23 protein-coding genes are annotated in these 24332 nt (G+C 52.9%); 16 read left to right on the forward strand and 7 right to left on the reverse strand.

The features are described 5' to 3' along the window. Positions 1 to 251 precede the first annotated feature (251 nt). From ybcJ to hutI, 4 genes are all read right to left on the reverse strand, one after another. A complete protein-coding gene (gene ybcJ, locus RS889_RS06650) occupies positions 252 to 464 on the reverse strand; it encodes a ribosome-associated protein YbcJ (protein WP_021016796.1) in 213 nt (70 codons plus the stop codon). A 23-nt stretch (positions 465 to 487) separates the two neighbouring features. Further along, on the reverse strand, positions 488 to 1354 hold the full coding sequence (gene folD / locus RS889_RS06655; protein ID WP_021016795.1) for a bifunctional methylenetetrahydrofolate dehydrogenase/methenyltetrahydrofolate cyclohydrolase FolD: 867 nt from the start codon (positions 1352 to 1354) through the stop codon (positions 488 to 490). 243 nt (positions 1355 to 1597) lie between these two features. After that, entirely contained in the window at positions 1598 to 2395 is a 798-nt protein-coding gene (hutG, locus tag RS889_RS06660) for an N-formylglutamate deformylase (protein ID WP_315710942.1), read from the reverse strand. After that, on the reverse strand, positions 2395 to 3606 hold the full coding sequence (gene hutI, locus RS889_RS06665) for an imidazolonepropionase (RefSeq protein ID WP_315709901.1): 1212 nt from the start codon (positions 3604 to 3606) through the stop codon (positions 2395 to 2397). Before hutI ends, hutG begins: the two co-directional genes overlap by 1 nt. Before the next feature lie 206 nt (positions 3607 to 3812). Here hutI and RS889_RS06670 point away from each other — a divergent pair, with 206 nt between their 5' ends. The 6 genes from RS889_RS06670 (at position 3813) to RS889_RS06695 (ending at position 9968) form a co-directional block, all read left to right on the forward strand. Then, a complete protein-coding gene (locus RS889_RS06670; RefSeq protein WP_315709902.1) occupies positions 3813 to 5177 on the forward strand; it encodes a formimidoylglutamate deiminase in 1365 nt (454 codons plus the stop codon). Then, entirely contained in the window at positions 5177 to 5719 is a 543-nt protein-coding gene (locus tag RS889_RS06675; RefSeq protein WP_315709903.1) for a HutD/Ves family protein, read from the forward strand. Before RS889_RS06670 ends, RS889_RS06675 begins: the two co-directional genes overlap by 1 nt. A gap of 275 nt (positions 5720 to 5994) precedes the next feature. Then, complete coding sequence (locus tag RS889_RS06680; RefSeq protein ID WP_315709905.1) at positions 5995 to 6957, forward strand: ABC transporter substrate-binding protein; 963 nt, start codon at positions 5995 to 5997, stop codon at positions 6955 to 6957. Positions 6958 to 7061: 104 nt separating this feature from the next. Next, positions 7062 to 7838 carry an ABC transporter permease gene (locus RS889_RS06685; RefSeq protein WP_101377545.1) on the forward strand — a complete coding sequence of 259 codons (777 nt, stop codon included), beginning with the start codon at positions 7062 to 7064 and terminating at the stop codon, positions 7836 to 7838. After that, positions 7835 to 8620, forward strand: coding sequence for an ABC transporter ATP-binding protein (locus RS889_RS06690; RefSeq protein WP_021016782.1), 786 nt, complete (start codon positions 7835 to 7837; stop codon positions 8618 to 8620). The genes RS889_RS06685 and RS889_RS06690 overlap by 4 nt, the downstream gene beginning before the upstream one ends. A gap of 256 nt (positions 8621 to 8876) precedes the next feature. Further along, complete coding sequence (locus RS889_RS06695; RefSeq protein WP_315709908.1) at positions 8877 to 9968, forward strand: iron-containing alcohol dehydrogenase family protein; 1092 nt, start codon at positions 8877 to 8879, stop codon at positions 9966 to 9968. A 72-nt stretch (positions 9969 to 10040) separates the two neighbouring features. Here the strand turns inward: RS889_RS06695 and RS889_RS06700 are convergent, their stop codons facing one another. After that, positions 10041 to 11144, reverse strand: a complete 1104-nt coding sequence (locus RS889_RS06700) for an amidohydrolase (RefSeq protein ID WP_315709909.1) — start codon at positions 11142 to 11144, stop codon at positions 10041 to 10043. 373 nt (positions 11145 to 11517) lie between these two features. On the opposite strand from RS889_RS06700, the gene RS889_RS06705 reads away from it, so the two are divergent. Further along, positions 11518 to 13002: an aldehyde dehydrogenase family protein gene (locus tag RS889_RS06705; protein WP_315709911.1), complete on the forward strand. Its 1485-nt coding sequence runs from the start codon at positions 11518 to 11520 to the stop codon at positions 13000 to 13002. Between the two features lie 35 nt (positions 13003 to 13037). Here the strand turns inward: RS889_RS06705 and RS889_RS06710 are convergent, their stop codons facing one another. Together RS889_RS06710 and hpaR are read right to left on the reverse strand one after the other, a co-directional pair. Next, positions 13038 to 13706, reverse strand: coding sequence for a LuxR C-terminal-related transcriptional regulator (locus RS889_RS06710; RefSeq protein WP_315709913.1), 669 nt, complete (start codon positions 13704 to 13706; stop codon positions 13038 to 13040). 213 nt (positions 13707 to 13919) lie between these two features. After that, entirely contained in the window at positions 13920 to 14390 is a 471-nt protein-coding gene (hpaR, locus tag RS889_RS06715; RefSeq protein WP_290179951.1) for a homoprotocatechuate degradation operon regulator HpaR, read from the reverse strand. A gap of 354 nt (positions 14391 to 14744) precedes the next feature. Here hpaR and RS889_RS06720 point away from each other — a divergent pair, with 354 nt between their 5' ends. From RS889_RS06720 to hpaA, 9 genes are all read left to right on the forward strand, one after another. Then, entirely contained in the window at positions 14745 to 16028 is a 1284-nt protein-coding gene (locus RS889_RS06720; RefSeq protein WP_315709914.1) for a fumarylacetoacetate hydrolase family protein, read from the forward strand. Beyond that, positions 16025 to 17479 carry a 5-carboxymethyl-2-hydroxymuconate semialdehyde dehydrogenase gene (gene hpaE, locus RS889_RS06725; protein ID WP_315709915.1) on the forward strand — a complete coding sequence of 485 codons (1455 nt, stop codon included), beginning with the start codon at positions 16025 to 16027 and terminating at the stop codon, positions 17477 to 17479. Before RS889_RS06720 ends, hpaE begins: the two co-directional genes overlap by 4 nt. Before the next feature lie 9 nt (positions 17480 to 17488). Further along, the gene (gene hpaD / locus RS889_RS06730) at positions 17489 to 18340 is read left to right on the forward strand and encodes a 3,4-dihydroxyphenylacetate 2,3-dioxygenase (RefSeq protein WP_315709917.1); all 852 of its coding nucleotides are present in this window, start codon (positions 17489 to 17491) and stop codon (positions 18338 to 18340) included. Positions 18341 to 18428: 88 nt separating this feature from the next. Next, complete coding sequence (locus RS889_RS06735) at positions 18429 to 18809, forward strand: 5-carboxymethyl-2-hydroxymuconate Delta-isomerase (RefSeq protein WP_315709919.1); 381 nt, start codon at positions 18429 to 18431, stop codon at positions 18807 to 18809. 10 nt (positions 18810 to 18819) lie between these two features. Then, positions 18820 to 20295 (forward strand): NAD-dependent succinate-semialdehyde dehydrogenase, encoded by a 1476-nt coding sequence (locus RS889_RS06740; protein WP_315709920.1) that lies wholly within the window; start codon positions 18820 to 18822, stop codon positions 20293 to 20295. Then, entirely contained in the window at positions 20289 to 21092 is an 804-nt protein-coding gene (gene hpaH, locus RS889_RS06745; protein ID WP_315709921.1) for a 2-oxo-hept-4-ene-1,7-dioate hydratase, read from the forward strand. Before RS889_RS06740 ends, hpaH begins: the two co-directional genes overlap by 7 nt. 9 nt (positions 21093 to 21101) lie before the next feature. Then, positions 21102 to 21902, forward strand: a complete 801-nt coding sequence (gene hpaI, locus RS889_RS06750) for a 4-hydroxy-2-oxoheptanedioate aldolase (protein ID WP_315709922.1) — start codon at positions 21102 to 21104, stop codon at positions 21900 to 21902. 17 nt (positions 21903 to 21919) lie between these two features. Then, the gene (hpaX, locus tag RS889_RS06755) at positions 21920 to 23314 is read left to right on the forward strand and encodes a 4-hydroxyphenylacetate permease (protein ID WP_315709923.1); all 1395 of its coding nucleotides are present in this window, start codon (positions 21920 to 21922) and stop codon (positions 23312 to 23314) included. After that, on the forward strand, positions 23286 to 24170 hold the full coding sequence (hpaA, locus tag RS889_RS06760; protein ID WP_315709924.1) for a 4-hydroxyphenylacetate catabolism regulatory protein HpaA: 885 nt from the start codon (positions 23286 to 23288) through the stop codon (positions 24168 to 24170). The genes hpaX and hpaA overlap by 29 nt, the downstream gene beginning before the upstream one ends. The last annotated feature ends 162 nt before the right edge of the window (positions 24171 to 24332 follow it).

Consider the following 24332-nt stretch of genomic DNA (forward strand, 5'->3'; position numbering starts at 1 on the left):
TTGCCGCGCAATGAACATTATCCTTGATATGTGAATTTATTCAGGATGTTTCGGAAATAACGGTATATACCCCAAATAATTCGAGTTGCAGGAAGGCGGCAAGAGAGTGAATCCCGATGAGCTTACTCAGATAAGTGATTTGGGTGAACGAACGCAGCCAACACACCTGAAACTTGAAGTATGACGGGTATAGAACGATAAAAGGTTTGTCATCCAGATCTGGAGCCCGGTTTATTGACCGGGCTTCTTTTTTACGCGTTGACTTCTACCGTCGCGTCATTGAAACAGACGGTTTGTCCGGCCACGATTTTGCAGCGTTTACGTGTTTCTGTGTGTCCATCGACACTGACTTCACCTGCTGCAATGGCCAGTTTTGCAGCAGCGCCGCTTTCACTCCAGCCCAGTAATTTCAGCAAATCGCACAGTTCGACATGCGGGTGATTTTCCAGATGAAAAATTTCCATACTTTCCTGCTTAAGGTTTTAGGTTAACGCGTTGTGTTATCGTGAAATTCTTCACAGGCCTGCAAGGTATTTTGAATCAAGGTCGCTACCGTCATCGGGCCAACACCTCCTGGTACGGGAGTAATGTAGGAAGCACGTGACTGCGCCTGTTCAAAATCGACGTCGCCGACGACTTTCCCATTTTCCAGACGATTAATCCCAACATCAACGACGATCGCGCCGGGTTTAATCCAGTCGCCGGGAATAAATCCGGGTTTACCCACCGCGACGACCAGCAAGTCGGCGTGTTCGATATGGTGGCGTAAATCTTTGGTAAACCGATGGGTTACGGTAGTGGTACATCCTGCCAGCAGCAATTCCATACTCATGGGACGGCCAACGATATTGGATGCACCGACGACGACGGCGTTTAGCCCGAAGGTATCAATATTATAACGTTCCAGCATGGTCACGATACCGCGTGGGGTGCAAGGGCGCAGTAATGGTGCACGCTGACACAGGCGGCCCACGTTGTAAGGATGAAAGCCATCCACATCTTTGTCGGGAGCGATGCGCTCAATCACTTTGGTATTGTCAATGCCTGCCGGCAGAGGTAACTGAACCAGAATACCGTCAATGGTTTTATCGGCGTTTAATTGGTCAATCAACCCCAGCAGTTCAGGCTCGGTGGTTGTGGCAGGTAAATCATAAGAGCGGGAAACGAAGCCCACTTCCTCACAAACCTTACGTTTGCTGGCGACATAAATCTGTGAGGCAGGATTCTCTCCCACCAGCACGACTGCCAAGCCCGGAGCGCGTTTTCCTTCAGCCAGTCGCTGTTTTACCTGCACAGCGACTTCGTCTTTGACCTGCTGCGCAATCGTTTTACCATCAATAATCGTTGCTACCATCAGAAAGAAAATCCATCATTTTTAAAACGGGAGAGAATGTCGGCTATTTTGTCAGAACCTGCACGTGCTGTCAGGCATTGTGTCAACATAATTGCTTTTGATGGTCGCTGCTGAACCATTTTTCCCTACCGGTGAAAAGGCGTGATGCTGCGAGAAAGACGTGATCGAACGCTTTATTGTGATTTTATCGTTCGGATTCAGTCATTCCGCGGCGATGATAAGCCCGCGGAATGACAAACGTGATCAATGGTAAAGGCGTTCAGCTGTTGTCATGAATGTCGTGATTATTTTTTTCAGCATGGTCTGTAAGGCACTGGCTTTTTCTTCCTGCCAGTCGAACGGCAACGTTTCATGCATATAATTACATTGGGCCAGTTCCAGTTGTAGCGCATGTTGGTGCTGTGCCGGCCGGCCGTAAGCGCGAGTGATGTAGCCGCCGGTGAAACGTCCGTTAAGCACCCAACGCCACTGCTCCTGTGCTTCACAAACCGTTATCAACGCCTGCTCAATATTCGCGTCACAACTGGCGCTGTTATTGGTGCCCAGATTTAAATCCGGCAAGGTGCCGTCGAACAGTCGGGGGATGCATGAAGCGATAGAGTGGGCGTCAAACAGCAGCGCATAGCCATGCCGTTGTTTAATTTGGGCCAGTTCCTGCTGAATTTTTTGGTGGTAAGGGTGCCAGATGGTATCGAGATACGCTTTGCGTTGTGCTGGCCGGGGTTCTTTCCCCGGTTGAAAGGCTGGCGTGCCGTCAAACAGGACGTCTGGATATAAACCGGTGGTTGCGGTGGTATACAGTGGCTGATCATCTGCTGGTCGATTAAGATCGATAACAAACCGCGAATAGGTGGCGGCCAGCATGCTGGCACCGAGCGAGTGAGCAAAGGCATACAGCTGTGGAATATGCCAGTCGGTATCTGGCAAGGGACGCGCGGCGTCACTCAGCCCGTCGGCAACCTCGGGAGTGAGTGCGATCCCGGCGTGAGGAATACTGATCAGCAGCGGGCTATCGCCAGCAGTAAAAGAAAAAGGTTCCATCATCGTATTACTCCTCTGAAAACTGTCGTACAGGCGAGCTGCCCGCCCAACCAGTACACCAATTCTGCCGGACGCGACAGTGGCCAGTGCACAAAATCCGCCACTTTACCGCTTTCAAGAGAGCCGTGGCTGTGTTGCAGTCCCAGCGCCTTTGCTGCATGCAAAGTGACGCCCGCCAGCGCTTCTTCCGGTGTCAGACGAAACAGAGTGCAGGCCATATTTAGCATCAGCCGCAGAGACAGCGCAGGTGAGGTGCCGGGATTGCAATCGCTGGCAATAGCCATAGGCACACCGTAGCGGCGAAACAAATCGACTGGCGGTGTTTGCGTTTCCCGTAACAGGTAATAGGCGCCCGGCAGCAGAACGGCGACTGTACCGGCTGCCGCCATCGCGGCGACATCGTCTGGTGTGGCGTATTCAAGGTGATCGGCAGACAGCGCGGTGAATCGGGCCGCCAGTTGACTGCCATGTAATGATGAAAGCTGTTCTGCATGCAACTTGACCGGTAGTCCGTGTGCTTTCGCCGCCTCAAAAAGACGCGCCACCTGTGGTGGACTGAACGCCAGATGTTCACAGAACGCATCCACGGCGTCGGCCAGATTTTCACGGGCCACGGCGGGCAGTAGTTGATTACAGGCGATATCAATCCAGGTATCGGCCTGTCCCTTCAGTTCGGGGGGGATAGCGTGTGCCGCCAGACAGGTAGCGAGAATCTGTGCTGGTATTTCCTTACCCAACGCCCGGATAACGCGCAGCATTTTCAGCTCGCTGTCGAGATCCAGGCCATAGCCGGATTTTATTTCTATCGTGGTCACGCCTTCTGCCAACAAGGGTTGCAGACGAGAGCGAGCCGAGCGTACCAGACTTTCACTATTGGCGGCACGAGTGGCGGTGACGGTAGCGAGAATGCCGCCGCCCTGGGCCGCGATATCCGCATAGCTGACGCCGTTCAGACGCTGTTCGAACTCACCGCTGCGATCACCACCAAAAACCAGATGAGTATGACAGTCAATCAAGCCAGGAGTGATGATGCCACCGCCAAAATCGGTAGCGTGTGTGGGAGAAAAGGATGACATATCGCGGCGTTCGCCCAGCCAGACGATACGCCCATCCGTTACGGCCAGCGCACCATCTTTGATGATGTGATACTGGCCATCACGCAGAGTAACCAGATCAGCCCCGAACCACAGGCTGTCGCAGTGCTGCGTCATAGCGTGCTCCATTAGTGTTATAGTCTTGTATAGACAAGTTATACGCCAGCGGTTTGTTTCGGCAAGCCACACAGCAATAGGAATTTCTTATTTTCGTTGCAGGTCACACGGTAGAGGTAGTTAAGCCATAAAAAAGCATTATGTTATTTACCGTGGGCTTTGGTGTATGTATATGTATATACAATGGCACTGACAGGATATGTGACATGCCCGCTTATTTTGCTTCCCGTGCGCTGTTGCCTGATGGTATGGCGCGTAATGTACGTTTTGATGTTGATGAACAGGGTTGGTTTTCGACCGTGACGCGGGATGCTTCTGCCGACGAAACCACCCACCTCCTGTCAGGGATCGTGGTACCGGCCATGACAAACCTGCATTCACATGCTTTTCAGCGGGCGATGGCCGGAATGGCTGAAGTGGCGGGGGATCCACAGGACAGTTTCTGGACCTGGCGCGATCTGATGTATCGTATGGTGGCACGTTTGACGCCAGAGCAGGTCAGGGTGATTGCTACGCGGCTTTATATCGATATGCTCAAAGGCGGATATAGTCAGGTAGCTGAATTTCACTATCTGCATCATGACCCGAAAGGCAAAGCGTACCCAGGCGATGCCATGCTGTGCCATCTGCTGGCGGCGGCGGAACAGTCCGGTATCGGCCAGACCATGCTACCTGTGCTTTACAGCTATAGCGGTTTTGGTGCGCAGCCCCCATTGGCCGGGCAAAAACGGTTTATTCAGGATGTCGACCACTATCTACGACAACAACAACATCTGGCTGCACAGGTACGCCACCATCCGCGGCTTAGTCATGGTCTCTGTTTTCACTCACTGCGTGCGGTTACCCAGAATCAGATGGAAGATGTTCTGGAAGCTACCGGTAGCGATTTGCCAATTCATATTCATATTGCCGAACAGCAAAAAGAAGTGGATGACTGTCTGGCCTGGAGTGGTGAACGTCCGGTGAGCTGGCTATTCAACCGTTTTGCTGTTGATGCGCGCTGGTGTCTGGTGCATGCGACACATCTTGATGATCATGAAATTAAACAACTGGCACATAGCCAGGCGGTGGCGGGCTTATGTCCGACCACCGAAGCCAACCTTGGCGACGGCATTTTCCCTCTGGATCGTTATGTTGATCTTGGTGGGCGCTGGGGAATCGGTTCTGACAGCCATGTTTCTCTGAATGTGGTGGAAGAACTTCGTTGGCTGGAGTATGCCCAGCGTCTGCGGGACCGACGTCGAAACCGGGTAGTAACCGCTCAGCAACCGTGTGTCGGAACGGTGCTGTATCAGCAGGCATTGAGTGGGGGCGCGCAGGCGTGCCGTGTGCCTGTCGGTGCATTGGCGACGGGATGGCGGGCGGATTGGCTGGTGCTGACTGAAGATGCGATGCTCAGCGCCATCAGTGATGAAGCACTGCTTAACCGCTGGTTATTTGCTGGCGGACAGCAGCAGATCCGTGACGTCTGGGTGGCGGGAAAACAGGTTATTGATCATGGACATCATGCGTTGGACGAGGAGTTTGACCGGTTGTTTATCGACGTAATGAAAGCGTGGCAGGTGGCGTAATGCACTTTTTCTCTTTGCCGGATTTACCGGTCAGCTCCTGGAAAAACGGCGGCGGAGAAACCCGTGAGATTTGCCGCATTCCGCCTGCGCCGGGGGATTTTTTCTGGCGGGCCAGTATCGCCACCATTGCCCGTGATGGTGACTTTTCCTGTTTCCCCGGCGTGGATCGTATTATTACCTTGTTATCTGGCGACGGTGTTGAGTTGAGCGGTAAGGATTTTCACCATCGGCTCAGTCTTCACTCCCCTTTTCATTTTGCTGGCGAGCAAACCCTGGTTGCCCATCTGTGTGGTGGCGTCAGTATGGATTTCAACATCATGACGCGGCGTGACAGCCATCGGGCCACGGTCGCGGTGGTGGCAAAAACGCAGGTTCCTGCTGCGGTTACTGATGGTGTGGTGTACGTTCTGCGCGGTCGATGGCAGACAGCCAATCGGATGCTCTCCGTGGGTGAAGGCATGTGGTGGCAGTCTCAGGCACCGGCGATCATTCCCCAGAGTGATGATGCATTGTTGCTCTATGCGGCCATTATTGTGCGGTGATGCCCAACTGGGTAGACCGATCTCTTATGTATATTACAACCACTGCCGATGAGAAGTATCGGTGAACGAAACGGGTTAAATTACCATATAAAACCGTTGCTTACTTATGGTGCGCGACGCACTGTTTTTGCGCAGTGTGGGCCCCGATAACTGACTGTGTCGAGTATGCCGAGAGCGATTGCGCCAGCTAAAGAAAGCTGGCACAACCATTGCTTGTATAGACAAGACTATACACTTGAGTTTTCGAGCCACTCTTTATCGACAGGAGCAGGAAAATGAGTACACCACTACACCGCGCCAGTTGGAAAACATCCCTGATGATAGCCTGCCTTTCGGTTGCATTTGTTACCCGTGCCGCAGAGATACCGGTCGCCATTGGCATCTCTGGCTGGACGGGCTTCGCGCCGCTGACGCTGGCTGATAAAGCCGGGATCTTTAAAAAACATAGTCTGGATGTGGATATGAAAATGATTCCGCAGAGAGATCGCCATCTGGCGGTGGCGTCAGGCGCTATTCAGTGTGCGGCGACTACGGTGGAAACCTATGTTTCCTGGGCGGCCAGCGGTGTGGTACTCAAACAAATCGTTCAACTGGATAAATCTTATGGTGCGGATGGTCTGGCGGTACGCAATGACATCAAGCGTATTCAGGATTTGAAAGGCAAAACCATTGGTGTGGACGCGCCGGGCACCTCGCCATATTTTGCGCTGGCCTGGATGCTGGATAAAAATGGCATGAGTATGAAAGATGTGAAGATGGCCACACTGTCACCGCAGGCGTCGGCGCAAGCATTCATCGCGGGCCAGAATGATGCAGCGATGAGCTACGAACCGTACCTTTCCACTATTCGTCAGCATCCTCAAGCGGGCAAAATTCTGGCCACCACGCTGGATTATCCGATGGTGATGGACACGCTGGGTTGTACACCGGCGTTTTTGCAGCAGAATCCACAGGCCGGGAAAGCGCTGGTGGAAAGCTATTTCGATGCGCTGGCGATGATCAAATCACAGCCGGAGAAATCCTATGAAATCATGGGCGCGGCAGTGAAATCGACCGGCAAGGCATTTGCTCAGTCCGCCAGTTATCTGCGTTGGCAGGATCGTGAGCAGAACCGCCGCTTTTTCAACGGCGAAATTCAACAGTTCAGCAATGAAGCCGCCAAACTACTGCTGGAAGCGAAAGTTATTCGCAAAAAACCAGATATTTCCACCCTGTATGACGCCAGTTATGTGAAATGACCATGGAGGAGTCTGATGTGAATAGTTTCACCAGTGCGGTCAATGCTGCGCCCCAAACGCCAACTGCTCTGCCGGACGCCGCGTCGCGCGTACATAATCCGCTGATGGTGCCGCTGAGGCCGGTCTCTTCCCGTCTACGCTGGACGCTGGGGGTCGCTTTCTTTGTGCTGTTTGTCGCTATCTGGTCACTGGTGACATTCGGTGGCGCCGTATCACCCACATTTCTGGCCGATCCGCTGACCATGCTGCATGAAGGCGTACTGCTGTTTACGGAGTACAACTTCTCGCTGGATATCGGCATGACGGTAATGCGCGTCCTGGCTGGATTTCTATTGGCGGCCATTATTGGCGTCCCGCTGGGGATTCTGATGGGCGCTTATAAGCTGGTGGAAGCGTTTTTTGAGCCGTTTGTCTCGTTCTGCCGTTATCTGCCGGCATCAGCCTTCATCCCTTTGCTGATCCTATGGGCGGGGATCGGCGAAATGCAGAAAATACTGGTGATTTTCATCGGTTCCTTTTTCCAGATTGTCTTGATGGTGGCCGTCACCGTCGGCACTGCACGTCGTGATCTGGTGGAAGCGGCCTATACACTGGGGTGTTCCAGTCGCAGTATTGTGCGACGAGTATTGATTCCCGGCGCTGCGCCGGATATCGCCGAACTGTTGCGGTTAGTGCTGGGATGGGCCTGGACCTATGTCATTGTAGCGGAGCTGATAGGCTCTTCCAGCGGTATTGGCCATATGATTGTCGATAGTCAGGCACTACTCAATACCGGACAAATCATCTTCGGCATTATTGTGATCGGCTGTATTGGCTTGCTGTCTGATTTTCTGTTTAAAGCCGCTAACCGCCGGTTATTTGCCTGGAGTGCGTTGCGATGAAATACAGTAAATTATCCGTACGCCAGGTTGAGCGGGTTTTCACCGGGCCGAAAGGCGAAACTATCCAGGCACTGAAACCGATTGAATATCAGGTGAATGAGAATGACTTTATCACTATTCTCGGTCCTTCCGGTTGCGGTAAATCGACGCTGCTGCGGATCATCGCCGGGTTGGATGAACCGACCCGTGGTGAAGTGTGGCTGGATGGCCGCCTGGTCGATGGGCCGGGTGCTGATCGCGGCATGGTGTTCCAGAGTTACACGCTGTTTCCGTGGCTGACGGTGCAGGAAAATATCTGCTTTGGTTTACAGGAGCGCGGTGTCAGTAAAGCACAACAAAAAGAGCGCAGTCATTATTATATTCATCAGGTGGGGTTACGTGGTTTTGAACATCACTACCCACGCCAACTGTCCGGTGGGATGCAGCAGCGTACTGCCATTGCCCGCGCATTGGCTAACGATCCAAAAGTGTTGCTGATGGACGAACCGTTTGGTGCGCTGGATAACCAGACCCGGGTGATGATGCAGGAGCTCTTGTTGTCAGTTTGGGAGTCATCACGCAAGACGGTGCTGTTTGTCACTCATGACATTGATGAAGCCATTTTCATGGCGAACAAAGTAGCGATTTTTAGCGCCCGGCCGGGACAGATTAAACATGAAGTGGCGGTGGATTTCCCCTGGCCTCGTGACTATACCCTGAAAACGTCGCCGGCGTTCATGGCGTTGAAAGCGCAGGTTACCGAAGAGATTCGCAGTGAAACCCGACAAGCTCTGACGCACTGATGGATACCGCCGCTAGCGCCGAGCAGTTTGCATCACGCTGGTTGGTATGCGGGATATGATGCCGCAAAGCCTGTACGGTGGAGTATCAGTTGAATTTGCCGATGTTAAAATAAGCAGTGAACCGAGGTTGTGTCGATACTGTTACCGTATCCAGTGATACTTGCTGTACCCGTAGGGTGTGAATATGGCATAAAGTTTGTCTGATTAAGGTTTTGTTTCGAAACGTGCATTTATAAGGCAGATCACAGGAAGGATTATGATACAACAGGTTTTTTTCCCTGCTACCGTACTGCGTGGGGCCGGTGTAAGCCAGCAACTGGGAACATTGTGCGCCCGATTGGGTACACGGGTGTTAGTGGTTGGGGGCAAAAAGGCATTGGCCGCCACGGAAGCGCTGATTCGCGGGCAGTTGCAGCAGGCAGATGTAGAGCTGGCAGCGGAGGAGTGGTCTGGCGGGCATTGCAGTATCAGCCAGATTGAGCGGTTGTGTGAGCGGGTGCGTGCAACCGGCAGTGATGTGTTGTTGGCCGTGGGCGGTGGCAAAGCGCTGGATACTGGCAAGGCGGTGGCATTCCAGTGCGCCATCCCGGTGGTGACCTTGCCGACTATCGCGGCCACCTGTGCCGCTGTTACACCGTTGTCGGTTCGTTACCACGATGACGGCCATTTCCACGATCTGTACCATTTGTCTGTTGCCCCGGCCGCCGTGGTGATCGACAGTGGCTTGCTGGCACGAGCACCATTACGCTGGTTGGCCGCCGGGCTGGGCGATACTCTGGCCAAATGGTACGAATTCAGAGCGATTGATACCGGTCGTAACGACAGCGGGTTTGCGGCCTCTTCCCGGGCCAACAGCGAAATCTGTTTTCAACTGATTAACCGCTATGGTGCCGAAGCCTGTCAGGCGGTGAATGCCGGAAAAAGCAGCGATGCGTTGGACCAGGTGCTGGATGCCATCTTCCTGTTTGCCGGATTGACGTCGTTGATGGCCAGTGGCGCTCACGCGGCGGCATCTCATGCGTTGTATGAAGGGTTTACGGCGTGTGACAAGACCCGTGAGTTTGGCCATGGTTTGCTGGTGGGGTTCGGTAATCTGTGCTTGCTGGCACTGGAACAACGCGGCGATGACGAGTTGCTGGAGGCTATCCGGCTGGCGCGTGTCTGTGCGGTGCCGTTAGCGCTGGCTGACATCTGTCCAGACCTGACGGAGGATGAATTGAAGACCATTGTCCGGGCATCGGTAGTGGCACCGGATATGGCCAACCTGCCATTTAGTGTCACTGAGGATATGATTCATCAGGCAATTCATCGCGTTGAAGCATTGGCTGAACGCGCAATCGCGGGCTGAAGTTGATCAGAACAACCGGTGTTATCGAAAGGGCAACTGCCGGATGATATACACCGGCAGATAAGAGGCGGGCTAGCCTAGTGTCTTTTCTATACAGCGCTTGAAAATTCGTACGCCCACCTCCAGTGACTTCAGATCGAAGTGCATGTCAGGGTGATGTAAGCCGGGTTCAAGGTTGGTTCCCAACCCCCAGAATCCGGCTTTTACATTTGGACGCAGACGTGGATAGAAGAAGAAATCTTCCCCTCCAACCGTACTTTTGGGCGGGGTTAATCCAGCGCTCCCCAGCACATCGACAATCGCTTCACTAATCAGCGTTGTGGCGTCCTGATGAATTTCCGCCGCCGGGATGAATTTCATCAGTTTGACATCGGCAATAGCGCCAAAGGCTGCGGCACTGTGTTCGATAGCACAGGTCACTTTCTCTTTCAGCATATCCATCGTGTCATTGTGTGCGGCACGTAGATCCCAGCAGACGATGGCTTTATCCGGAATGGAATTGGTGACGCCCGCGTCGCATAGAAAACGAGTGGCTTTGGCGCTCCAGGTGAGATGCGGCGGCAAGGGGACAGCTTTTACCGCCATGACGGCATAGGCGGCAGCTTCCAGTGCATTAATACCCAGATGGGGGCGTGCACCGTGGGCAGGTTTACCGTGAAAAGTCACTTCCAGTGTACTGCTGGCAGAGTAATGCATGGCCGGAATGGCCTCGCCCAATACACACTCTTCAACCGGACGCAGGTGAAAGCCGAGAAGTATCTCCACATCATCAATAGCACCGCCTTCCACCATGGCGATAGCGCCAGTGGCCAGTTCTTCTGCGGGTTGAAACAGGATCTTCAGTCGGCCTTTTTTCACGCTGCCTTCGCGTATGACCTCCTGTGCTACGGTCAGCACCACCGATGCGTGCGCATCATGACCACAGGTATGACGGGCGCAGTGTTCACCATTGATAATATGGCCGAGTGCATCCATGTCGGCACGCAGCGCCAGCACTGGACCGGGAATAGCGCTGTCCAGCTCGGCGACGATACCGGTGGTGCCGTTAACGCCACGGGTGACGTTATAGCCCGCCGCTTCTAACTGGCTGGCGATATAATCGGCGGTCTGAAACTCCTGAAAGCCCAGCTCCGGAATCGTATGAAGGTAGCGGTAATGTTCTAAAACAATGGACATGTATTGGTTCTCTGTTATCGATCGCAGAAGCTGAATAAAGCAACTCTCGGGCCAACCATCAGCGTTATGGTGATCGTACCCGCCATGGTACTCAGCAGATTACCGGTTAAACAGCGCCTATCCATCAAGGTCAGTCAGGCGAGGTTGCAATGTATCAGCGGCTCCATCCATCATTGCATCGGAAGAATGTTGTCAGATCAATAGCCGATCAGCTATCGCAGCTCGCAAATGAAATCTATGCAGAAAATTCATCCTTTTGGTTGATATCTTTCAGTCCTTTCACCGTGTTTACATCATTACTCCTGTGTGCACTTTTTTTGATTGCACATCTTTCCCTGTCCCTGCTGTATAACAAGAATAAAAGGAGTGTCACATGAGTGATGTTACGCTACTTCCTCAAGTGATGGCTTTCCTCAGCCGTTCACATGGTAATTTCATTAATGGTGATGTTGTACCCGGTAGCGGTGAGCCGTTTGACGTCATCAATCCCGCCACGGGTAAACCACTGTTGCAGGTTTTCAGCGCCGATGCATTACAAGCCGATGTCGCGATGCAGGTTGCGCGTGAGGCATTTTCCTCCTGGCGTGAGATGCCCACCTTACAGCGCGGTACGCTGTTGTTAAAGCTGGCAGACAAGCTGGAACAGCACCGTGAAGAGCTGGCACAGCTGGAAAGCCTCTGTTCAGGCAAAACCATTACGCTGTCGCGTATGCTGGAGCTTGATCAGTCAGTAGCGTTTTTACGGTATTTTGCCGGCTGGGCAGGGAAAATCAGTGGCGAAACGCTTGATGTTTCCCTGCCTTCCTTCGCCGGGGAGAAATATACCGCATTTACCCGTCGCCAGCCGGTAGGTGTGGTGGTCGGCATCGTTCCCTGGAATTTCTCTATTATGATTGCTGTTTGGAAACTGGCAGCGGCGCTGGTCTGTGGTTGTACCGTGGTGCTGAAACCCAGCGAGTACACGCCGTTGACGTTGCTGAGGGTAGCCGAACTGGCGATGGAAAGCGGTTTTCCGGCCGGCGTGCTGAATGTGATCAACGGTCCGGGAGCCACATTGGGTCCACAACTGATTTCTCATCCCGCTTGTGCCAAGGTCAGCTTTACCGGCTCAGTGGCGACTGGCCATGCCGTTAACCGGATGGCAACCGAGGGGAGCAAACGCGTCACGCTGGAACTGGGTGGTAAAAATGCCGCGCTATTTTTTGACGATATGTCGCTAGAGGAGATGGTCAATGGCATCATCGAAGCGGGATATCTCAATCAAGGGCAAATTTGTGCTGCTGCCGAGCGTTTCTACCTTCCCGAAGAGAAGATTGATGCGGTTTTGTCAATGCTGAAAACACGGCTGGCAGCGATGAAGTTGGGATCGCCGCTGGATGAAACCACGGAAATGGGCCCGCTGGCTAACCGGGTGCAGTTTGACAAAGTGCTTAGCCTGATTGATACCGCGCGGCGTGAGGGCAACGACATTATTTGCGGCGGCCACGCCCTGGAGAGAGACGGCTTTTTCGTCCAACCCACGGCCATTCGTGTCTCTCAACCGGATGACACATTGATGCGGGAAGAAACCTTCGGTCCGGTGTGCGGTTTTATCGCCTATCGTGACGAGCAACAGGCATTGGATCTCATCAACAGTTCAGCATTCGGCTTGGCAGCCAGCGTCTGGTCGCACAATATCAGCAAGGCACTGCGCTACAGTGAAAGCATTGCGGCTGGCATGGTCTGGGTGAATATGCATACCTTCCTCGATCCTGCCGTGCCCTTTGGCGGCATGAAAGGCTCTGGTGTTGGGCGCGAATTTGGCAGTGCGTTTATTGAGGATTACACCGAGCTAAAGTCAGTTATGGTGCGTTACTAAAAAAGTTAACGGGGCAGGACGATGACGATACTGCCCTAGCTGATCCGCTTTTCATACCATGTTGCATTGACATTACGCAGCAGTTCGGTGCGATTGCTGGCGTGTGTCTTGATGAAGATATTGCGCAGGTGGGTTTTTACTGTCGAAAGAGCAATATTAAGGTGACTGGCAATATGTTTATTGCAGGCTCCTTCGCGAATCATCTCCACCACTTCCTGCTCTTTGCGTGTCAGCCGTTGTGGTGCTTCCGAAGGTAATAACTCCGCGGTTGCTACTTCTATTAACGGCAAGGTGGCACGCAAGCGCATACTCTCTTGTGATGTAAAGGGTTTATCCCGCATCAGCGAAAGGGCGGCGACAATCTTTTTCTGCTTACGCACAAAGATTTCGTTCATATCGCCTATCGCATACGGTTTCATAAACTGGTGGTAATACGGGGTTTTGCGAAAGGTATCATCCAGCCCGGCGAAGGTCACTGGCTGATGGTTGAAACGTTTTGGGTGCAGCGGATCCAACGCTAAAAATTCACGCATATAGCTTTGATGCATTTCTTCGGAAATGCCGGACAAAATATGCTGCTGAGGCATCAGTTGCTCATCCACCAGATAGAAAGCGCCGAACGAGCCGGGAATCAGCCGGGTAATATTTTCCAGACAGCTATAGATGAACGCATCAGATTGTATTGTTAAAGTTACTTTCGGCATTCTGGATTCCTCCCAATTTCTTATTTGTTTCTATAAATACACCAGTTATCCATCCGTAATCGCAGTAAAACCTGACATTGTAATTGGTTATACTCGATGTGTTATTGGTAGGAGGTTGATAATAAGTGATAAAGCCGCGAAAGAGTGAGGAAGTGTGACGGGTGTCGTAATCTGTTGATATTTTCCTAAACGTTACCATAAAGAAACGTCTGGTTACCCCGTAAGATCCTGTGGCAGTGCGGCAATATCTTGTGTCTCACCCTGCATGCCAGAGGCGCACAGAGCGTTAAATTCATACAGCAACGCTTTTAGCTGCTTCATTTTTTGCGGACCAAACTGCTCCTCTATTTGCTGATAGCCAGCTTCAATCTCGCTGCATGCCTGCTGGTAAAGCGTGACACCTTGAGGTGTCAGGGAAGCAAACAATTTGCGTTGATCGTTAAGCGGCTTGAGACGAAAAACCAGCCCATCTCTCTCCAGCCGCGTCAGGATGCCGGTGAGGCTTGGCCGCAAAATACAGGCTTCTCTTGCCAGTGAGTGAAAGTCCAGTGAACGGCGTTCCGCCAAAATACGAATAATACGCCACTGCTGTTCGGTAAGATTGTGGCGGTTCAGTATAGGCCTGAAAAAACGCATTGCCGTTTCACGCGCTTGAAGTAACGCAATTGTCAGGGATTCATGCATAAGCATTCCGGTTTCATCAAAGAGTGATTTGAAGCATTGCTGATTCCCAGTATATTTTCTGACTCTCCAACTGCCTAGCAAATAAAGCACATCAATAAAAACAAATCCTAAAACATTAACAAGTTAATAAAGTGATCTTTATCACGAAATTAAATAACAAAAAATTAACAATAACGAAAATTTTATATTTTATATATATAAATTATATGCTTACATTATAATTGTTTAAGTGATAACTGGATCGCAATTTCATAACATTCGATTGATTTGTTCTTCACATCCGATCTAATAATTATATTATTAACATATTAACAATAGCGTGCGGGACATATTCTCGTGTGAGGAAAGGCAATAATGAAGAGGTCTGTATTTGCTGTCGCGTTAAACCACTCATCTCAGATCGCGGCCTGGGATGAGGATTTCCATCTGGCGCCATATAAGACGCCACCCAAAACGCCGGTTTGGTTTATCAAACCGCGTAATACCCATTGCTGCGACCAGGATATGATCTCTTTGCCGTCAGGGCGGCAGGTTTTCAGCGGCGGCACACTGGCGGTGGTGATGGGTAAAAAAGCACGCAAAGTGGCCTCGACGGATGCCCCGCAATATATCGCCGGTTATGTGCTGGTGAATGAGCTGAGTCTGGCGGAAAAGAGCTTCTACCGGCCAGCTATCAAAGCGAAATGTCGTGATGGCTTTTGCCCGATTGGTGAAATGAGCGGGATTCAGGATGTCAGTTCGCTGGACATTGTCACCGAAGTCAACGGCGTGGTGAAGCAGCGCTGGTCGACGTCAGAACTGCATCGTGACGCAGCAACGTTGATCGCTGCATTGAGTGATTTCGCTACGCTTCAGCCAGGCGATCTCATTCTACTAGGCACACCGCAGCAACGTGTGCCGGTCATGGCGGGAGACACGGTGGTCATCAAAGCTGATGGCTTGCCATCCCTGACTAACCATTTCACGAACCAAACCATTGAGATGGAACAGCCTGATGCCTATCCAACGCTGTTTGCGTTGGGGCTGAACTATGCCGACCATGCCACGGAACTGGACTTCAAAGCACCGGAAGAACCGTTGGTTTTCATCAAGGCACCCAATACGTTGACCGGTGACAACGCCGTCAGCGTGCGCCCGGATCATCTGGAATACATGCATTACGAGGCGGAGTTAGTGGTGGTGATCGGTAAAACCGCGCGCAACGTCAGTCGTGAACAGGCGCTTGAATATGTGCAGGGGTACACCGTGTGTAATGACTATGCGGTGCGCGATTATCTGGAAAACTATTATCGCCCCAATCTGCGGGTGAAAAGTCGCGATACGCTCACGCCGCTGCTACACACCATTGTACCGCGCGAGTTGATTCCCGACGCACAAAACTTGCAATTGAAAACCTTTGTGAATGGCGAGTTACGTCAGTCTGGCAATACCTGTGACATGGTATTTGATGTGTCTTTTCTGGTTGCCTGGCTGAGTGAATTCATAACGTTGCAGCCTGGCGACATGATTGCCACCGGCACACCAAAAGGCTTGGACGATGTGAAACCCGGCGATGAGGTGGTGGTGGAAGTGGAGGGCGTTGGTCGCTTAACCAACCGGATCGTCAGTGAACAACAGTTTGAGGATAGCCTGGAATGAAAAAAATAAATCATTGGATTAATGGCAAAAACGTCGGCAGCGATGACTACTTTACCAGCACCAACCCGGCAACCGGAGCAGTGCTGGCGGAAGTCGCTTCCGGTGGGGAAAAAGAGATCCATCAGGCGGTGGCAGCGGCGAAAAATGCATTCCCGAAATGGGCCGATACCCCGATGAAAGAGCGCGCACGTCTGATGCGCCGTTTGGGTGAATTGATCGACCAGAACGTATCGGCGATTGCCGAACTGGAAACCGCCGATACCGGCCTGCCGATTCATCAGACCAAAAATGTGCTGATCCCGCGGGCGTCACACAACTTCGACTTCTTTGCAGAAACATGTCAGCAGATGAATGGGCGGACCTATCCGGTGGATAGCACGATGCTTAACTATACATTGCTGCAACCGGTGGGTGTTTGTGCGTTGGTCTCGCCGTGGAATGTCCCGTTTATGACGGCAACCTGGAAAACAGCACCCTGTCTGGCGCTGGGAAATACCGCAGTGCTGAAGATGTCCGAACTGTCGCCACTTAGCGCCGATCGTCTGGGCGAGTTGGCGTTGGAGGCGGGGATTCCGCCGGGTGTGCTGAATGTGGTGCAGGGTTATGGTGCCACGGCGGGGGATGCGCTGGTGCGTCATCATGATGTACGCGCGATCTCCTTCACGGGAGGAACCGCTACCGGCCGTCAGATCATGAAGAACGCCGGGCTGAAAAAATTTTCCATGGAGCTGGGCGGCAAGTCGCCAGTGCTGGTGTTTGAAGATGCGGATATCGAGCGTGCGCTGGATGCGGCGTTGTTCACCATCTTCTCGCTTAATGGCGAACGCTGTACTGCAGGCTCACGCATCTTTATCCAGCAAAGTATCTATCCTGAATTTGTTAAACGTTTTGCCGAACGCGCCAATCGCTTGCGCGTCGGTGATCCCACCGATCCCAACACTCAGGTGGGCGCGCTGATCAGTCAGCAACACTGGGAAAAAGTTTCCAGCTACATTCGTCTCGGCATTGAAGAAGGTGCCACGCTGCTGGCGGGTGGCCCGGATAAACCGGTGGGGCTGAGTCAGGGGCATTTCCTTCGTCCGACGGTACTGGCCGATGTCGACAACCGGATGCGTGTGGCACAGGAGGAGATCTTCGGTCCGGTGGCCTGCCTGTTGCCATTCAAAGATGAAGCGGAAGGTTTACGTCTGGCCAACGATGTGGAATACGGTTTGGCTTCCTATCTCTGGACGCAGGATGTTAGCAAGGTATTGCGCCTGTCGCGCGGCATTGAAGCTGGCATGGTGTTTGTCAACACACAGAACGTGCGCGATCTGCGGCAGCCATTTGGCGGCATCAAAGCTTCCGGTACTGGTCGTGAAGGCGGCGAATACAGCCTTGACGTGTTTGCAGAACTGAAAAACGTTTGTATCTCTTTTGGCGATCATCACATCCCTAAATGGGGTGAGTAGGAGTCACCGATGGGCAAGTTAGCGTTAGCAGCAAAAATTACCCACGTTCCTTCGATGTACCTGTCGGAATTACCGGGTCAGTACCACGGTTGTCGTCAGGCCGCCATCGATGGACACCGGGAAATCAGCCGACGCTGCCGTGAGCTGGGCGTCGATACGGTCGTGGTGTTTGACACGCACTGGCTGGTGAACAGTGCGTACCACATTAACTGTAATCGTCACTATAAAGGTGTCTACACCAGCCACGAACTACCACACTTTATTCGAGACATGGAGTACGAATATGACGGTAATCCGGAACTGGGTTATCTGATTGCCGAGGAAGCTTCGGCCCATGGTGTGCGGGCCAAGGCTCATGCCATCGAAACCCTGAGTCTTGAATATGGCACGCTGGTGCCGATGCGATACATGAACAGCGATCGTTACTTCAACGTGGTTTCTCTCTCTGCCTTCTGCACCGTGCATGACTTTGCCGACAGCCGTCGTATGGGGGAAGCGGTGCGCCGCGCCATCGAAAAATATGATGGTACGGTAGCCGTACTGGCCAGTGGATCGCTTTCTCACCGTTTCATCGACGATCAACGTGCTGAACAGGGCATGAACGCCTGGACACGCGAGTTCGATAAGCAGATGGATAAACGCGTCGTGAAGCTATGGCGTGAGGGTTTGTTCGCCGAATTCTGCCGCATGTTGCCGGAATATGCCGACTACTGCTATGGCGAAGGAAACATGCATGACACCGTCATGTTGATGGGGCTTATGGGCTGGGATACTTATCGTGGTTACGTGGAGTTTGTGACTGAACTGTTCCCCAGTTCCGGCACTGGGCAAGTCAACGCCGTTTTCCCGCTGACCGTCTGAGATCATCGTTAACACAGAAATTGGCATGCCCTTATTGCCGACAGGGACGCCTTTTGTCGTCCCTGAATACTGAATGCAGGAGTTTGTTATGCCCCATTTTGTGACGGAATGTACCGAAAATATTCGTCAGCAGGCACGTCTGCCAGCGCTGTTTGCCCAGGTCAACACGTTACTGGCGGACAGCGGCATTTTTCCACTCGGCGGGATTCGCAGCCGGGCGCACTGGATTGATACCTGGCAGATGGCTGATGGTAAACAGGATTACGCTTTTGTCCATATGACACTGAAAATCGGTCACGGTCGGGGTCTGGCGGCGCTACAACCGGTGATGACATCCCTGTTCGCCTGTATTCAGGCGCATTTTGCCGAACTGATGGCCGAGCGTTATCTGGCGTTGTCATTGGTGGTGGAGGAGTTACATCCAGTCCTCAATTTCAAACAGAACAACGTTCATGCACTGTTTCGCTGAAGGAAAAATCATGAGAAATGAACTGCGGTTGTTACGCCATCAGGCTTACATCGACGGTGAGTGGGTCGATGCCTTGAATGGCAAACAGTTCAACGTAACCGATCCAGCCAGCGGCGACGTGATTGCCAGTGTGGCGGATGTGGGAGAAACCGAAACCCGGCAGGCGATTGCTGCTGCAGAGCAGGCGCAAAAAAGTTGGCGCAAAACCAGTGCGCATGAACGCAGCGCCATTCTTAAGCGCTGGCACAAACTGATCATGCAGTATCAGACGCCACTGGCGCAGTTGTTAAGCCAGGAGCAGGGAAAACCGCTCAATGAATCCATGGGTGAAATTGCCTACGGCGCCAGTTTTATCGAATGGTTCGCGGAAGAGGGGAAACGTACTTATGGTGAAACCATTCCTTCTCCGACGGTCAGCCGCCGGCTGGTCACCATCAGACAGCCGATCGGCGTGGTGGCGGCCATCACCCCCTGGAACTTTCCCAATGCGATGATTACCCGCAAAGTCGGGCCGGCACTGGCGGCGGGCTGCACCGTGGTATTGAAACCGGCCGCTGAAACCCCGTTGTCGGCACTGGCACTGGCGGTGTTGGCCGAGGAAGCCGGTTTGCCGAAAGGGGTTCTGAATATCGTGACATCGTCTGATGCGGCGACTATTGGCGCGACGCTGACCGCCAGCGATGTGGTGCGCAAGCTGTCATTCACTGGCTCAACGCGTGTCGGCAAGCTGTTGATGGCACAGAGCGCCGACACGGTAAAAAAACTGTCGCTGGAGTTGGGTGGCAATGCCCCGCTGATCGTTTTTGACGATGCTGACCTAGACAGCGCGGTCGCCGGGGCTCTGGCTGCCAAATTCCGCAACAGCGGCCAGACCTGTGTGTGTGCCAACCGTATTCTGGTGCAGGACGGTATCTATGACGCTTTTGCCGGTCGATTTGCGAAAGCCGTTGCCGAGCTGAAGGTAGCGCCAGCCAGTGACAGCAAGGCGCAACAAGGCCCGCTAATCACGTCCGCAGCCTGTCGCAAGGTGGAAGAACATATCGCCGATGCGCTGTCGTTGGGAGCGACGCTGCTGACCGGCGGCAAACTGCATGCGCTGGGTGGGCAGTTTTTCCAGCCTACGGTGCTGTCAAATGTCACGACGAAGATGCGTATCGCTCATGAAGAAACTTTCGGCCCGGTTGCACCGCTGTTCCGTTTTCATGGCGAACAGGAGGCCATTGACCTGGCCAACGCCACGGAAACTGGCCTAGCGGCTTATTTTTGGTCGCAAAATGTGCAGCGGGTCTGGCATGTCGCCGAAGCGCTGGAGAGCGGTATGGTCGGCATCAATGAAGGCCTGATTTCCAACGAGGTGGCGCCGTTTGGCGGGGTTAAACAATCCGGTCTGGGGCGCGAAGGTTCCCGCTACGGCATTGATGAATATCTGGAAGTGAAATATCTCTGCTTTGGCGGAATGGGCGAAACAGGAGTGTCACCATGCTGAATACGGAAACCATTAACAGCCTGGCTGGTGAGCTGCATCAGGCCGAGAAAAATTGCGAACAGATTCGCCAGCTTTCGTTGCGTCACCCGGAGATAACCATTGATGACGCCTATGCGATTCAGCGCCAGTGGGTGTCAACCAAAATCGCCGAAGGTCGCGTACTGAAAGGGCACAAGATTGGGCTGACCTCGAAAGCGATGCAGGCCAGTTCGCAAATTGACGAACCTGATTATGGTGCATTGCTGGACGACATGTTCTTTAACGATGGCAGTGATATTCCCATTGATCGCTTCATTGTGCCGCGTGTTGAGGTCGAACTGGCCTTTGTGCTGGCGAAACCGCTGCGTGGCCCGAATTGCTCGCTGTTCGACGTGTATAACGCCACCGACTACATCATCCCGGCGCTGGAAATCATTGATGCGCGTTGCCACGGCATCGACCCGGTGGAGCAAAGCCCGCGCAAGGTGTTCGACACCATTTCAGACAATGCGGCCAATGCGGGGGTTGTGATGGGTGGCCGCCCGATTAAACCCGATGCACTGGATCTGCGTTGGATCGCCGCGTTGATGTATCGCAACGGCGTCATTGAGGAGTCTGGTGTGGCGGCGGCGGTACTTAACCATCCGGCCAACGGTGTGGCTTGGCTGGCGAATAAACTGGCGCCCTATGACGTTCAGCTGGAAGCGGGCCAAATCATCCTCGGAGGATCGTTCACCCGGCCGGTGCCGGCGCGTAAAGGCGATACCTTCCATGTGGATTACGGCGTGATGGGTGCCATCAGTTGCCGTTTCGTTTAAGGAGTAAGCATGTTCATTAATGTGTTTAAACAGGCGCTGCGGGAGAAACAACCACAGATTGGTTTGTGGCTCGGGCTGGCCAACAGCTATAGCGCCGAACTATTGGCAGGAGCTGGTTTTCACTGGCTGCTGATTGATGGTGAGCACGCGCCCAACGACGTGCGTTCCGTGTTGGGACAGTTGCAAGCCATCGCGCCCTATAACAGTCATCCGGTGGTGCGTCCGCCGTGGAATGACCCGGTGATCATTAAACAACTGCTGGATACCGGTGCCCAGACGCTGCTGATCCCGATGGTACAAACCGCAGCAGACGCCGAGTTGGCGGTAAAAGCCAGTCGTTACCCACCCTATGGGATACGGGGGGTGGGCAGTGCGTTGGCACGCGCTTCGCGCTGGAATCGTATCACCGATTACCTGGTGCGGGCTGATGAGCAGATCTGCGTACTGGTACAGATTGAGACGCGTCAGGGTGTGGAGAATCTGGACGCTATTCTGGCGGTTGAGGGCGTAGATGGCGTGTTTATCGGACCGGCGGATTTGAGTGCGGATATGGGGTTTCCCGGTAATCCCACGCACCCGGACGTTCAGGCGGTGATTGAACAAGCCCTTGACAGGATCCTGGCGGCCGACAAGGCACCGGGCATCCTGATGGCCAATGAAAAACGGGCACAGCACTACCTGGAACGTGGAGCGTTGTTTGTTGCGGTCGGCGTCGATACCACGTTACTGGCCCGCTCGGCAGAAGCGCTGGCAGCCCGTTTTACCACCCTGCCGACCCCGGTTATTCACAGCGGTAAGTCGGTTTATTAAGCTTGAGGGAGAAAACCATGACAACGTTAATGCAACATGAAAACAGAGAAGAGTTGTCCGGCATTGAACAACGGGTCATTAAAAAGTTATTCAGACGTTTAATTGTCTTTTTGTTCGTGCTGTTTGTTTTCTCCTTTCTTGATCGCATCAACATTGGTTTTGCCGGTCTGACCATGGGCAAGGAACTGGGGTTGACCTCCACCATGTTTGGCCTGGCGACCACACTGTTTTATGTGACCTATGTGCTGTGCGGTATTCCCAGCAATGTGATGCTGGGAATTGTCGGTGCACGCCGCTGGATTGCGACCATCATGGTGCTGTGGGGGATCGCCTCCACCTGCACAATGTTCGCCTCCAGTCCGCATACACTCTACGCGCTGCGTATGCTGGTGGGGATCACCGAAGCGGGCTTTTTACCCGGTATTCTGGTCTATCTGACCTGGTGGTTTCCCGCTTACTATCGTGCTCGTGCCAATGCGTTATTTATGATTGCCATGCCGGTTACCATGATGGTGGGATCGATATTATCTGGATATATCCTCGCGCTGGACGGCGTAATGAACCTGAAAGGCTGGCAATGGTTATTCATGCTGGAAGGCGGCCCGTCGCTGATCCTCGGTGTGGTTACCTGGTTCTTTCTGGACGATAAACCGGCCCAGGCCAAGTGGCTGGACAAAGAGGAAAAACAGGCACTACAGAACATGATCGACCAGGAACGGGAGACGGTAGCGCCGACGCCACATGTATCGCGCCGTATGTGGCGGGATGTGTTGACCCCGACGGTATTAATGTACACGCTGGCTTATTTTTGCCTGACCAATACCCTAAGCGCCATTAACATCTGGACGCCGCAGATCCTGCAAAGTTTTAATCGAGGGAGTAGCAATATTGTCATTGGCCTGCTCGCGGCCATTCCGCAATTCTGCACTATTCTCGGTATGGTCTGGTGGAGCCGACGTTCCGATCGCTTGAAAGAGCGCAAACGCCACACCATCGTGCCATATCTGTTTGCCGCCGCCGGTTGGCTGCTGGCTTCCGCCACTTCGCACAATATGGTGCAGTTGCTGGGCATTATCATGGCTTCGGCAGGATCGTTCACCGCTATGGCTATCTTCTGGACCACGCCGGACCAGGTGATTAGTTTCAAAGCACGCGCGGTAGCGCTGGCGGTGATTAATGCTGTCGGTAATGTCGGGTCTGCACTCAGTCCTTTGCTGATCGGTATCCTGCGTGATGCCACCGGCAGCTTCAATTCCGGGCTATGGTTTGTCGCCGGGTTGCTCGTTGTCGGGGCGTTGGTGGTATCACGCATTCCGATGTCCGCAGGAAGGCCGCAAACGCAGACGGTGATGTTGTCTACACGCAATGTGGGAGGTAGCGATAATGCCGACAACAATGCCGCAACACTTTGAAAATATCGATATCAGCAAAGAGTACGATGCCCGTTACGGTAATGATGATGTCCATTATGAAACCTTTGCCCGTCTGGCAGCGTTTTTTGGGCGCGATATGCGCCCACACTGGCATGATCGTTATTTTCAACTGCATTTTCTGGCAACGGGGGAAATTACCCTGCAACTGGAGGATCATTTTTATGCAGTAAAAGCACCGTTGTTTGTGTTGACTCCCCCCTCGGTGCCCCATGCGTTTTTCACCGAGCCGAATAGTGATGGTCATGTTTTAACAGTGTGGCAGGAGCTGATCTGGCCGTTGATAGAGACATTATGGCCGGGTAGTGGTAGTGCCATTAATATGCGAGGCATTTGTCTGTCGTTGGAGTCATCGCCACAAACTTTGGAGGCGTTGAATCATTATTGGCCGCTGATAGCCCATGAGTTTCAACATCAACAGCCAGGGCGGGACACATTACTATCCTCACTGGCGCTGGCGATATTTACGTTGTTGCTGCGGGAGGCTCCTCCCAATGATCATTCCGTTTGTAGTGTGCGTGGGGAAATGAAGCTGTTCCAGCGTTTCAACCGTCTGGTTGACGATCATTTCCATGACCACTTAACGGTGTCCGATTATTCGCAGCATTTGGGCATCAGTGAGTCACGCTTGACGGAGCTGTGTAAGCGCTTTGCCAATCAGCCTCCTAAACGTCTGATTTTTGAACGTGTACTGCGCGATGCAAAGCGTCTATTGCTGTATAGCTCGCAAAGCGTTCATCAAATTGCTTTCACGTTGGGTTATAAAGATCCGGCCTATTTCGCGCGATTTTTTAATCGAATGGAAGGTTGTGCGCCAAGTAAATATCGCCATCGCTGAGTCTTGAACCGAGCGGTTCTGATTGGTTAAACCGCTCTTCTTTTCTATTACTTTTGATCCCGATCGCAAATTACATATCTATCGTCTAATCCTGGTGAAAAGTACCGGTAATCGCCTGAAACGTCTCTTCCTCCTGGTCTTGTACAGCGGTTAAATCAGTTA

Source organism: Brenneria uluponensis (assembly GCF_032395385.1).
GTDB classification, from domain to species: Bacteria; Pseudomonadota; Gammaproteobacteria; order Enterobacterales; family Enterobacteriaceae; genus Prodigiosinella; species Prodigiosinella aquatilis.